Origin of the sequence: Psychrobacter sp. 1Y10 (assembly GCF_052259005.1) — a bacterium.
In the GTDB taxonomy this organism is placed as follows: domain Bacteria; phylum Pseudomonadota; class Gammaproteobacteria; order Pseudomonadales; family Moraxellaceae; genus Psychrobacter; species Psychrobacter saeujeotis.
In genome coordinates this window covers 608074-620646 of sequence record NZ_JBQQES010000002.1, presented here as the reverse complement: position 1 = coordinate 620646, position 12573 = coordinate 608074, and the positions used below count along the sequence as shown (strand labels likewise).

The following is a 12573-nucleotide window of genomic DNA, read 5'->3' as shown; positions in this document are numbered from 1 at the left end:
AATCGATATTTGCATCGTTAGCGGTTAACTCTACAACAGTTAACCATACTATAGTCAAAACGAGGAGTGTCGCATGACGGATCATTCAAAACAAAACATCCAGCAGCCTTATAATCATGCTAACGAGCAGCCGACTACAGTACGCCATGTCATGCAGCCAGATAATCCGTACGCCAGTACGCGCGGCAGCATTACCAGCAAACAGCTACCAGCATTCGATGAAGCGATGATCAATAAATACAATCGCTCAGGGCCACGCTATACCTCCTACCCGACCGCTTTAGAGTTCTCACCGATGCCAGAGGGTCTTGAAACAAAAATTTTGCAAAACCGTGAAGCTCGTGCTCCATTATCCCTATATTTTCACATTCCATTTTGTCGTCACCTTTGCTACTACTGCGCCTGTAATAAAATTATCACCAAAAAAAATAGCGACTCAGGTGATTATCTACAATACCTCATCAAAGAGATTAAACATAAAAGTCGCTTATTATCTGCGCCAGAAGATAGTAGCAAGCCACTCGTTAAACAGTTACATTTAGGCGGTGGTACGCCGACGTTTTTGCGTGATGAAGAAATGGTACAACTATGGGAGTTTTTGCAGACGCAGTTTGAGTTTTTACCTGAAGATGAAGGCGACTACTCTATCGAGATTGACCCACGTGAGTTGAATGGTAAGACCTTAAAAGTATTGCGTAACCTTGGTTTTAACCGTGTCAGCTTAGGCGTACAAGATTTAGACGAGACCGTACAAATCGCGGTCAATCGTGTGCATTCAGCAGAGTTGATTGAAAATGTGCTCACTGAAGCGCGTGAATTGGGTTTTCACTCTATTAATATTGATCTAATTTATGGTCTGCCGCATCAAACGCCTGCTACCTTGGACACAACGGTACGCCGTATCATCGAGATGTCACCAGATCGTCTGTCAGTATTTAACTATGCGCACCTGCCAGAGCGCTTTAAAGCTCAGCGTCAAATTAAAGATGAAGACCTGCCAGATCCAGCGGCTAAGCTCACTATGCTTGGCAATACCATCAATACACTGACCGAGGCGGGCTATCAATATATCGGTATCGACCACTTTGCCAAGCCTGATGACGAGTTGGCTGTCGCACAGCGCGAAGGCAAGCTGCATCGTAATTTTCAAGGGTATACCATCATGGGCGACTGTGACTTGCTAGGCTTTGGCGTTTCATCTATCAGTCAAATTGCCAATGCCAATACCCGCTACATCCTACAAAACGATACCGATCTACAAGCCTATCAAGCCAATATTGATGCGGCGCAAAACAACCCTGCTGTTATGCCAGCGGTAAAAGTTATCAAAACCTCTATTAAGGATCGCTTGCGTGAATATGTCATCATGAACCTACTCTGTCACGATTATATTGACTTTAAAGACGTCAATCAAAAATTTGGTATTGATGCTATTACTTACTTTATTGAGGAAATTCAACAATTGGGTGAGATGCAAAAAGATAGGCTTGTTGATATGGACGCCGCTGGCATTCGTGTATTACCAAAAGGTCGCCTATTAGGGCGTAACGTGGCCATGGTATTTGATGAATATCTTGAGACAAAACATAAAGATCGCTTTTCAAAAGTCATCTAGGCTCATGAAACATAGGGCCAATTATCAGTTATAAAAAAGACCTCAAGTGAGGTCTTTTTTATGACATTGTGAAAGTCTTTGTGCAGTTAAACTTTTAACTTATCACCAACCATACCCTTAACTGTACTTAAGATATCTGCTGGCAATACCACCATTTTTGAGTTGTCAGATTCAGCCAATTGACGAATCGACTTGATATACTGCTCGCCAAGTAAGTAGACAATAGGCATCTCTTCGTCACCCATTGCAGCGGTAATAAGACGAATGGACTCCTCTGAACCTTTAGCAAGTACCACTTGCGCCTCTGCATCACGGCGTGACGCTTCTAGACGGCCATCGGCTTCTAAGATGGCTGCTTGCTTTTGACCATCAGCACGGGTCACTGTGGCACGGCGTAGACGTTCTGCTGCTGCTTGTTCTTCCATCGATGCTTGCATGGTTTGCGATGGATTGATGTCCTGAATCTCAACCGTCTTAAGAGTAATACCCCAATCGGCAATGTCTTCTGAGATGGCTTGCTTGAGTAGTGCTTTGATCTCATCGCGACTAGATAATGCATTATCTAAATCCATCTCACCAATGATCGAACGCAAGGAAGTCTGTACCAAATTACGGATACCATGCTCATAATCTTCGATACCGTAGACCGCCTTGTCTGGGCGCATGATATTGATATAGGCCACCGCATTAGCGATTATCACCACATTATCGCGAGTAATGACTTCTTGCGAGGGAATATCGAGCACAATGTCTTTGGTCGTGACCTTATAAGCAATTCTGTCCACGAAGGGAATAATGAGACTAAAGCCAGGCTCTAGCGTTTGCTGGTATTTACCCAAACGCTGCACCACCCATTTGTACCCTTGCGGTACGATACACACGCTTTTAAAAACGGTAAAAATGACTAGGGCAATCAATACAACCATCACGATACTCAGACCATTCATACTATTTATGATGTTATTCATAACACTCTCCTTGAACCATTGCTATAAATGGAGCAGCAACGTCCTATTTATTTAATATTTACAACTCCGGTGTATCGTATGGTATGACAAATAATGACTATGATAAAAAGGAGGTAATATTCTATGCTACTAATTAAATGTGAATAATCAAACCGTCCGATAAATTATTTATCCATAAACTTTTTTTTCAATCGATCTCTATCAAGACCAGGTTTATTGAGGTTTAGTCTACCAACCTTTGCTTTAGCTGCAACAGAATGACTCTCAACAGTGGGAGCGATATTGGGACGATTGACCGCTTGAGCTTCTATGCGCCTAGTTGGTGCGACAATCAGCTCATTACCGCTTATATCTGTTACCACAACTCGATCACCCACTTCAACCGTTTCATCATTGACTCGGCACGACCATTCATCTGCACCCACAATTGGTACATTAAATCGTACCACACCCAACTTGCCTGCTTGCGGTTTAACTATAATCATACCAGTTTCACCGATGATTACCCCGCCACCCAATCCAGCTTTGGTACGATCTATCGATAATGGTTTTATATACTTAACCCAAGCAAACATAAATAATACTGACAACGCTAACCAGATAATGACCTGCAATATCAAAGGAACAGGTAGCAGCCATGATAGAGCGGCAACAATAACGGCAGCAGCCCCAAACCAAAGACTTGCAAAGGTAGGAATAAATATCTCAGCAATCATTAATAAAAAACCCAATACCAGCCAGTGCCAAGGTTCAATCATCCAAATAGTCTCAATCATCAGCGTATCCTCCTTTGCAGTTCTAACTTTTAATGTAGCACACTTTGATGATAAATAATCTCTTAAAAATCAATATGATACCATTAGTTATGATTATAGATAATGTACCAAACATAATTTTATAATAAAAGTTATAGCCAAAAAAAACGACCACATAAAGTGATCGTTTTTTATTTTTATAGTAGTAACTTAAGCATGCATTAGAATTTTAAATGTGCGCCTACTGTCATAAGGTCAGCATCACTACCAGTGACGGCATATTCAGCTTCAACGTTAAAATCTTGGTTGATTGCATAGCCTAGACCTACGCCACCTGCAAGACTGGTGTCATCATCTGAGAAAGAACGACGTACTCCTGCAGTTGTATAATCGCCTTCTACTTCTGTTTTAGCAATACCTACTTTACCTTTAGCATATAAGGCAGTATTTGGGAAAGCATAGCGGTAAGTACCATAGGCGCCATAGGTTTTAGCATCAATGTCACCATTTCTATAATCAGCATCGTCTGAACCTACATACTCAGCTTCAATACCGAAATTAGGATCAAAGTTGTAACCACCGTAGACACCATACGCGGTAGGATCATCAGCACCATTAACATCTAGATCAAATTGACCAACTTTCACACCGACATACGGTTGGCCAGTATAGCCATTGCCATACGACACGGCAGCTTGTGCACTTACGCTTAATAAAGAACCAGCTGCTAGTGCAAGTAATGTTTTTTGTAAGGTTTTCATTATTATCTCCTTCGAACAAAATTGACAAACAAGTTAGTTATTAGTGTTGGCTGTTATAGCCATATCGCCTTGTTTGCTAACGATGAAGATATAGTAACAAACTATTTCTTACACTCTGTCAGTGTTTAACGGTACGAGAGTTAAGATTTGAAAGTGTTTGTCATCAAATGGGTTACAAATCCTGTTATATGAAATTTTTTGTTACAACTAACGTTTTTGTGCAATAATTCTTACTCATTACTTAAATAAAAAGCCGGAAAATCAGAGGCAGAGCAAAGGAACAACCGTATATGACAAGTTCTATCATAGAGCAATTGCGTGACACACTAACGCATTTGAAGTCTCAACAGCAATATCGACATTTGCCAAACCTAGAGCATCGGGGACGCTACGTTGTGCATAATGGTCATACTCTGCTTAATATTGCCAGTAATGACTATCTTGGGTTGGGCAGTGATGGTGAGTTGCAAGCTGAATTTTTTAGTCAATTAGAAGCGCTGTCAGCAGTACAACTGCCTAAGATGAGTGCGACTTCATCACGGTTACTCACGGGAAATGATACCCAGTTACAAGCGTTAGAGTCTGAAATGCAAGAATGGTATCACACTGCCGTGTGTCGCCAAGATATGCCCACTCCAAAGTCTGTATTGGTATTGAACAGTGGTTATCATGCCAATATTGGGATCTTGCCAGCATTGACCACTCTACCCGTCAACACGCTTGTGTTGGCAGACAAACTGGTACACGCGAGCATCATTGACGGTCTACGTTTAAGTCAAAACAAACTTGTCAGCTATCGCCGCTACCGTCATAACGATTATGAACATTTGGCCAAATTCATTGAACAAGCAGGACCTACCGTTGAGCGCATTATTATCGTTACTGAAAGCGTTTTTAGTATGGATGGTGACCGTGCGGATTTGCCTCAGTTGGTACAATTAAAGGCTAAAGATGCGCGCATTGAGCTATATGTCGATGAGGCGCACGCTATCGGTGTGTTAGGTGAGACGGGCTTAGGGCTAGCAGAAGAGACACAGACGTTGGCGGACATTGATTACTTGGTTGGTACCTTTGGCAAAGCCTTTGCCTCAGTTGGGGCTTATATTATGTGTGATGATATTGTCAAACAATGGCTGATCAACCATATGCGTCCTCTAATATTTAGCACCGCCCTACCCCCAATCAACCATGCATGGACACGCTTTATTTTAGCAAAAATGCCAACACTTAATGACCAACGCAGCCACTTGGCACAGTTATCTACAAAAATTAGCAAAGCCATCAATCAGTCACAGCAAACAGCGCCTATCCGTCAAAATGTAACCTATGAGTCACCTATTGTGCCTTACATATTAGGGGACAATGCGCGCACGATTGCCAAAGCACAGCAGCTACAAACAGCAGGATTTTATGCGCTGCCTATCAGACCGCCTACGGTTCCTGCCAACACCGCTCGTATTCGTCTGGTTATGAATGCCAAACTGACAACCGAGGATTGTGAGCAGTTGATACAACAATTATGATTTAGGAGATACTGAGGTTTGGCAGATATTTTACTCTAGTTGGTTCAAGATAACTTAGTAAGAAGAAAATTGAGTAAAAGTATGCTCAAACCATATCTGTCTTTTATGATATTAACGATATATAAAATAATAATCGACTTAATTGGATGTACTAAGCCATATGGAAATACTTGCCACGCCTTCTCGTTTTAGCAGCAGAAAACAAACCATCGCACGCCATTTTGCTAGTGCGAGTGACTATGACCAGCACGCCCATATTCAGCAGCAAGCATGTCAATCTTTATTGGCTAATATTGCTTATGATAAACAAGACAGTGTATTAGAAATTGGCGCAGGTACTGGTCAAATGACACGCCTACTAGCTGCCCACATTCAAAGCAAGCATTGGCTGATCAACGAGTTATGTACTGAGCAGACAGCTACCTTGCAATCCATCCTTCCTGATGCTCAGATAGTCATTGGCGATGCCGAAACCTTAGACTTTAAAGGAGATCATAGCTTGATAGTGAGTGCCAATGCGGTGCAATGGTTTGATAATCCACTGAGCTTTGTCATGCAATCGGCACCTCGATTAAAAGCTGGTGGCCAGCTACTATTTAGCACTTTTACCGCCAATAACTTTTTGCAAATCAAGACGCTCACCAACCAAGGGCTTCACTATCCAGAAACGAGCAAGTGGCAGCTAGCATTAACTCATGCTGGCTTTGAGAGAGTCGTACTATCAACTCAGCGTTTTGATCTACTGTTTACAACCCCTTATGCAGTATTAAAACACATGAAACTGACAGGAGTGTCGACCAACCAAACGCAATCAGTCAACGCTCAACCTTTTAAGTGGACAAAAGCGCGTTTGCAACAATTTGAGCGAGACTATTGGCAGCATTTTTCGGCAACAAATGAAGAGGGCCAGCCTTGTGTCAGCTTGACTTATGAAGTACTGATAGTGAGCGCTTTTAGACCATAACCTTATAATATACAGTAGTAACACTAAAATCATGGTCATAAAAAAACGCACCCCGAAGGATGCGTTTTTTCATTTAACGATTTATCAATTTGTATCGATTCTACCATTTTCAAAAACTTGAATAGCAAAGATAACGAGCATAAGTACTACATTGAGTAGACTAAGCGAGTTTTTGGGTTTGGTATTATTTTTTGTCTTCGTCTACTTCAGTAAACTCAGCATCGACTACATCATCATTAGCTTGGCTTGCATCCGCTGATTCAGTTTCTTGCTGGAACTGACCTGGGTCCATACCTTCTGCACCTGCGCCAGCCTCACCGTAGATCTTTTGGCTGATTGGCAAGAAAGCATTGTCTAACGCTTCAAGCTTGGCTTTGATGTCATCATGATCATCTTCTTTGGTCGCCGTTTCAAGCTCAGAGATAGCCGCTTCTACTGATGATTTTTCTTCGTCAGTGACTTTATCTTCTGCTTCTTTCAATGCTTTTTGAACCGCATGGATACGACCATCAGCTTCATTACGTACTTGTGCCAAGTTGGCAAACTTCTCGTCTTCAGCAGCATTTGCTTCTGCGTCTTGTACCATTTGTTCGACTTCTTCATCAGACAAACCAGAATCCGCTTTGATCTGAATACTTTGTGCTTTACCAGTACCTTTATCAGTCGCTGAGATATTCATGATACCGTCGGCGTTGATATCAAAGGTAACTTCGATTTGCGGCAAACCACGTGGTGCTGGTGGAATGTCTGTTAAATCAAAACGGCCAAGCTGTTTGTTTTGATTAGCGATTTTACGCTCACCTTGATAGACCTGAATCGTTACTGCTGGCTGATTGTCTTCAGCTGTTGAGAATACTTGTGATTTCTTAGTCGGAATCATCGTGTTCTTCTCAATGATTGGCGTCATCACACCGCCCATCGTTTCGATACCAAGTGTCAATGGTGTCACATCAAGTAATAGGACGTCAGTTTTGTCGCCAGACAATACGGCACCTTGAATAGCAGCACCTGCAGCTACCGCTTCGTCAGGGTTAACATCTTTACGTGGCTCTTGACCAAAGAACTCTTGTACTTTTTTCTGTACTAGTGGCATACGTGTCTGACCACCGACTAAGATTACATCGTCGATATCGCTAATTTTGATGCCGGCATCTTCAAGAGAAATCTTACAAGGACCCATGGTACGCTGAACCAGCTCTTCAGTTAGGCTTTCAAGTTTTGAGCGACTGATGGTCACTACCAAATGCTTAGGACCGCTGCTATCAGCAGTAATGTATGGCAAGTTCACTTCAGTGCTTTGCGCACTTGATAGTTCAATTTTTGCTTTCTCTGCCGCTTCTTTTAGACGCTGCATTGCAAGAGAGTCACCTTTTAGGTTCACGTCTTGCTCTTTTTTGAATTCAGCAACTAGGTATTCAATCAAGGCTGAGTCAAAGTCTTCACCACCAAGGAATGTATCACCATTGGTCGCTAGTACTTCAAACTGCTGCTCGCCATCGACATCAGCGATTTCGATGATTGATACGTCAAAGGTACCACCGCCCAAGTCATAAACAGCAACGGTGCTATCGCCTTGTTTTTTATCCATACCATAAGCAAGTGCAGCGGCGGTTGGCTCGTTGATAATACGCTTGACGTCAAGACCAGCGATTTTACCCGCATCTTTGGTTGCTTGGCGCTGTGAGTCATTAAAGTAAGCTGGTACAGTAATAACTGCTTCACTCACGCTCTCACCAAGATAGTCTTCTGCTGTTTTTTTCATTTTTTTCAAGATTTCAGCAGAAACCTGTGGCGGCGCTAATTTTTTACCGTTCACTTCGACCCAAGCATCACCATTATCTGCTTTAGCAATTTTGTATGGCACCATACCGATGTCTTTTTGCACCACTTTGTCATCGAAACGACGACCAATCAAACGCTTGATTGCAAACAAAGTGTTGCTTGGATTGGTCACTGCCTGACGCTTGGCTGATTGACCAACAAGCGTTTCGTCATCTTTATAAGCGACGATAGATGGCGTTGTACGTGTACCCTCAGCGTTCTCGATAATTTTGACCGAATCGCCTTCCATTACGGCTACACATGAGTTAGTTGTACCTAAATCAATACCAATTACTTTACCCATAATTAATTACTCCAAATTTATTCTAAATTACTGTTTATAAGATTGTTGCTTACCCACGCTAGTCTTTTAAACAACTGGACGATATTACTGGTTTTAGTAATAGACCAAGTTATTAATATAAGCCACTAAGCTTGAGTATCAGACCTTAAGTGGTCACTTGTTGCTTTATATCGGTTTGTGTTTGTGTTTTTTCAAGTCAATGACAGTACATTAACTTGGTTTTGTGTGAAGTTTTGTGAATATCCTTACTTCTAATAAGGCTTACACTCATTCTCACTTCACTTATTGACCAACACGTACCATAGCTGGACGTAATAAACGGCCATTCAAGCTATAGCCTTTTTGCAATACTGTACCAACGGTGTCCGCTTCAGCGTCAGCATCTATACCGACTGCCTCATGAAAGTCTGCATTGAACTTTTCGCCTTGTGGATCGACCACCTCTACGCCATGTCTATTAAGGACCGCAAGTAGCGCTTTATGAGTCAACTGCACACCTTCAGTCACTGGGTCGTTATCAGTAGCGCTCTCAATAGCGCGCTCTAAATTATCGACGATCTCTAGTAGATCTTTGGCAAATTTTTGTAGGGCGAATTTTTTACTTTTATCAGTTTCTTGCTCCATACGCTTTTGCGCATTGTAAGCTTCAGCATTGGCACGAGCCGTTCCTTCTTTGGCTTGTTTTACCTCGCCTTCAAGCTCAGCAATACGTGCATGAAAAGCATCGATATCAATATCGTTTTTAACCGTACTTTCTGCGCCTGAGTTGTTTTCTGGATCAAATTCGTTCATGGTTTCCTCTAAAAGGCTTTCTTCACGCTCAATATTACTCTGAGCCGCCTTTGGATCATTGGTATCAAACTCATGATTGGGTGCTTGTTCAGTCATAATAGCTCCTTATGATTTTAGTAATGGTGCTTAAACTTAATATAAAATAAAACCGTAAAATCTAGATTTCTTATAAATAAACGTTCAATACAATTGTATTCTGATAGCTGCTTGATAAAGACCCTAAGCATAAATTTCAAGCCTAAATGAGATGAATTTTTGGCTTTTGATGAAATAATGAGTTTTCATAGATAAAGACTCGCGTAAAGGACGTTAAAAACCAGCAGCAAACAGGTGCGTGACATCATAGGTTTGTTAACTACAACCAAGCTACCTGCTATAAGTTGTTTTTCTTTTTACTAAATTCGCTAAGGAATACTATGCCTGTTTTACCAACGCCATCTGTCAATGTACTGGTGAATAACATTGCTACTATTATAAAAGTGCTGCGCAATCGAGCAAACAGTGAGGCGCCAAAAGGCGGCTTACTAAATAACAGTCATCTGTCATTTAGTCGTCTAAACCATCGCCACTCTAGCGATACTCTCCATTTACCAGCACGCTATCAAAAGCATGCCTTACACCACATGCTAAAAAGTCTTGGCTATCTACCAACGCCCTTACTTGATAAGTTAAATGCACTTGTTAATGGTGCAGATATTCAGAAATATCCACATACTGATACTCACATGCGCCTGATTATAGCGTTAAACAATAAGCTTAAACGTCCGTTAAGCTTGGATAGTTTGCCGACACTGCGTCACAAATTTGCAGCCGATGCAGTCGCTATGCAAGCGCCAGACGTCTGGCAACAGTTCGATAACCAATCAAAGTCGCTGATTAAAGATAATGCAGAAATCAACGCAAAAAACAACGCGAAAACTCGTACACAAGGTAAGGCAAAAACTGGTGCAGTGGTGCGCTGGCAAGATGACATAATAGCGAACGCTGACGGCGATGATATGACGGTGCGTTGCTACCAACAGCATAAGCAAGGTAATGATGAAACGAACATCGACAAAACAGTTATGTTGTTCTTTCATGGTGGCGGGTTTTGTATTGGCGATATTGATACTCATCATGAGTTTTGTCATACAGTCTGCAGACGAACAGGCTGGTCTGTGGTTAGTGTCGACTATCGATTGGCGCCAGAGCACGCTGCTCCGACCGCTCTTAGAGACTGTCTGGCTGCTTATGAATGGCTAGCTGAGCACTGCCCTACCTTGGGTGCATTGCCATCGCGTATTGTATTGTCAGGTGATAGTGCTGGCGGTTGCTTGGCCATCTTGGTCGCCCAGCAGATCACTGCGCCAGACGCTACGCAATGGTTAAATTTAGGGTTAGATGAAAAAGACATGATTAATAAGTTGCAAGACTTGCCCTGTCCACTTGCCCAACTGCCTCTCTATCCTGTGACCGACATTGAGACGAATTATCCTAGCTGGGCTTTATACGGTAAAGGGTTATTGCTCGATTACAATGATGTCGAAGTATTTGACACCGCCTACATGCAACATAGTACTTTGACAGGCTCACATCCGCTTACTTCACCCATGCATGGTCACAATGCGCATATGTGTCCTAGCTACATTGTGGCGGCTGAGCTAGATATCTTACGTGATGAGGCTCTCGTTTACGCTGACCAATTACAAGATAGTCGTATCGCAACTAAGACCTACACTGTGCTGGGCGCGCCACACGGTTTTATTCATTTAATGAGTATTCATAAGGGTGTTGGTCATGAGACGGCTGGTATTATTGACAAGTTTGCCAGCTTTGTCCGCCAACTACTTACCACTAAGAGCGATTAACCAAATCTCTGAGCGCGAACCCAAGCGAAATGGAATACCCCAAAAACCATAGCCAGATGACACCACAAAGTGTCCACGACCAATCGCTTCATAACCGTAACCTAGACGGTTAATCGAACTGACGATAAAATTAGCAGGAAATACTTGACCATTATGAGTATGTCCTGACACTTGTAAATCAATCGGTAGCTGGCTATGTTCAACGATATCGCTAGGGCGATGGTCTAGTAATATAATAGGCTCATCTATATTGACTTGTCCCAGTAACTCTGGTGTCGCTACGCGCTCACGTTTGTGATTATCAAAACGACCAACCAACCAAATCGGCTGTCCTTGGTGCGTCAGGCAGTACACATCGTCGTTCAATAAATGCACGCCAGCACTACGCAGCGAGTGACTAATAGGCTGCTCGTGTCCGTACAAATCATGATTGCCTAACGTCGCATAAACCCCATAAGACAGGCTGCCACATAGTTCAGTTAAGTTTGCCTGCATATCGTAGGCAATAAATGCGTCGGTATTGTCATCCATAATATCGCCTGGCATCAGCAATATATCTGCCTCAGACTGGATGACGAGGCGGCGCAGCCTATCTATTGCACCGCTACCAAACAGTCGACCAATATGCAAATCACTGGCGACCGCGATACGTAATTGCCCTACCATCGGTTTATTAATATGAATCGTTTTTTTACGCACAACAGGTATGTAGGCGCTATATAAAGCATAAATAAATAGACCAATAAAGATAAGCAGAGCAAGTACTCGCAACCCTGTTGCCACTACCGAAGGATTAAGAGCACGGTAGTCAGTAAAGGTTACTATTAACCAATACCCTCCGTATAACAGGCTGGTCAGCAGCGCGGTTAATACCATAAAGTGCATGAATAACATCCAACCACTCACCCAGCGATAGCTATTGGCAAACACCCTTTTTACACTCAGTAGCAGCAAACTATTGGTAATGATAAATATAGCAATCCATATGGAAATTTGTAGCGCAGGATTTATCAAAGGCTGTAACCACCACTGTAAGCTTAATGCAGCTCCTAAACTAAAAAGCTGCAACAGTACAAAAATAGTGATAAAAAATGCGTAGCGCATGAGTAATTCCGGAGTAGTTTTGGTATTTAAAGAGATTTAGACCAGACAAAGAAAGTTTAAGCGGAAGTTTGGTAGCGTATAAAAAACCCCTACTATGCTTGTATATAGTAGAGGCTTTT

Annotated in this window: 9 protein-coding genes and 1 pseudogene; 4 read left to right on the top strand and 6 right to left on the bottom strand. The window is 42.3% G+C overall.

Annotated elements, in window-relative coordinates:
* Window positions 1-151: 151 nt before the first annotated feature.
* Window positions 152-1615, top strand: coding sequence for an oxygen-independent coproporphyrinogen III oxidase (gene hemN, locus ACTXGH_RS05630; RefSeq protein ID WP_439296218.1), 1464 nt, complete (start codon window positions 152-154; stop codon window positions 1613-1615).
* An 86-nt stretch (window positions 1616-1701) separates the two neighbouring features.
* On the opposite strand, the gene ACTXGH_RS05625 is transcribed toward hemN, so the two are convergent.
* From ACTXGH_RS05625 to ACTXGH_RS05615, 3 genes and pseudogenes are all read right to left on the bottom strand, one after another.
* Window positions 1702-2562 carry an SPFH domain-containing protein gene (locus tag ACTXGH_RS05625; RefSeq protein ID WP_439296217.1) on the bottom strand — a complete coding sequence of 287 codons (861 nt, stop codon included), beginning with the start codon at window positions 2560-2562 and terminating at the stop codon, window positions 1702-1704.
* 341 nt (window positions 2563-2903) lie between these two features.
* A pseudogene (locus ACTXGH_RS05620) lies at window positions 2904-3359 on the bottom strand (NfeD family protein); the annotation flags it as partial.
* A gap of 200 nt (window positions 3360-3559) precedes the next feature.
* On the bottom strand, window positions 3560-4099 hold the full coding sequence (locus tag ACTXGH_RS05615; protein ID WP_439296191.1) for a porin family protein: 540 nt from the start codon (window positions 4097-4099) through the stop codon (window positions 3560-3562).
* A 290-nt stretch (window positions 4100-4389) separates the two neighbouring features.
* Between ACTXGH_RS05615 and ACTXGH_RS05610 the strand changes: the two genes are divergently transcribed.
* Together ACTXGH_RS05610 and ACTXGH_RS05605 are read left to right on the top strand one after the other, a co-directional pair.
* Window positions 4390-5622, top strand: coding sequence for an 8-amino-7-oxononanoate synthase (locus ACTXGH_RS05610; protein ID WP_439296190.1), 1233 nt, complete (start codon window positions 4390-4392; stop codon window positions 5620-5622).
* 160 nt (window positions 5623-5782) lie between these two features.
* The gene (locus ACTXGH_RS05605; RefSeq protein WP_439296189.1) at window positions 5783-6586 is read left to right on the top strand and encodes a methyltransferase domain-containing protein; all 804 of its coding nucleotides are present in this window, start codon (window positions 5783-5785) and stop codon (window positions 6584-6586) included.
* Between the two features lie 184 nt (window positions 6587-6770).
* On the opposite strand, the gene dnaK is transcribed toward ACTXGH_RS05605, so the two are convergent.
* Both dnaK and grpE read right to left on the bottom strand, forming a co-directional pair.
* The gene (dnaK, locus tag ACTXGH_RS05600) at window positions 6771-8711 is read right to left on the bottom strand and encodes a molecular chaperone DnaK (protein ID WP_439296188.1); all 1941 of its coding nucleotides are present in this window, start codon (window positions 8709-8711) and stop codon (window positions 6771-6773) included.
* Window positions 8712-8993: 282 nt separating this feature from the next.
* Window positions 8994-9599 carry a nucleotide exchange factor GrpE gene (gene grpE, locus ACTXGH_RS05595; RefSeq protein ID WP_439263403.1) on the bottom strand — a complete coding sequence of 202 codons (606 nt, stop codon included), beginning with the start codon at window positions 9597-9599 and terminating at the stop codon, window positions 8994-8996.
* 320 nt (window positions 9600-9919) lie between these two features.
* Between grpE and ACTXGH_RS05590 the strand changes: the two genes are divergently transcribed.
* Window positions 9920-11350: an alpha/beta hydrolase gene (locus ACTXGH_RS05590; RefSeq protein WP_439296187.1), complete on the top strand. Its 1431-nt coding sequence runs from the start codon at window positions 9920-9922 to the stop codon at window positions 11348-11350.
* Here ACTXGH_RS05590 and ACTXGH_RS05585 read toward each other — a convergent pair.
* Window positions 11327-12454: a metallophosphoesterase gene (locus ACTXGH_RS05585; RefSeq protein ID WP_439296186.1), complete on the bottom strand. Its 1128-nt coding sequence runs from the start codon at window positions 12452-12454 to the stop codon at window positions 11327-11329. The two genes, ACTXGH_RS05590 and ACTXGH_RS05585, sit on opposite strands and share 24 nt — an antisense overlap.
* Between the last annotated feature and the right edge of the window lie 119 nt (window positions 12455-12573).

What these genes read in the sequence shown, in the direction of transcription:
- ACTXGH_RS05615 (WP_439296191.1), bottom strand. Translation starts at nt 4,099, where the DNA reads ATGAAAACCTTACAAAAAACATTACTTGCACTAGCAGCTGGTTCTTTA.
- hemN (WP_439296218.1), top strand. Translation starts at nt 152, where the DNA reads ATGCAGCCAGATAATCCGTACGCCAGTACGCGCGGCAGCATTACCAGC.
- ACTXGH_RS05590 (WP_439296187.1), top strand. Translation starts at nt 9,920, where the DNA reads ATGCCTGTTTTACCAACGCCATCTGTCAATGTACTGGTGAATAACATT.
- ACTXGH_RS05605 (WP_439296189.1), top strand. Translation starts at nt 5,783, where the DNA reads ATGGAAATACTTGCCACGCCTTCTCGTTTTAGCAGCAGAAAACAAACC.
- ACTXGH_RS05610 (WP_439296190.1), top strand. Translation starts at nt 4,390, where the DNA reads ATGACAAGTTCTATCATAGAGCAATTGCGTGACACACTAACGCATTTG.
- dnaK (WP_439296188.1), bottom strand. Translation starts at nt 8,711, where the DNA reads ATGGGTAAAGTAATTGGTATTGATTTAGGTACAACTAACTCATGTGTA.
- ACTXGH_RS05585 (WP_439296186.1), bottom strand. Translation starts at nt 12,454, where the DNA reads ATGCGCTACGCATTTTTTATCACTATTTTTGTACTGTTGCAGCTTTTT.
- ACTXGH_RS05625 (WP_439296217.1), bottom strand. Translation starts at nt 2,562, where the DNA reads ATGAATGGTCTGAGTATCGTGATGGTTGTATTGATTGCCCTAGTCATT.
- grpE (WP_439263403.1), bottom strand. Translation starts at nt 9,599, where the DNA reads ATGACTGAACAAGCACCCAATCATGAGTTTGATACCAATGATCCAAAG.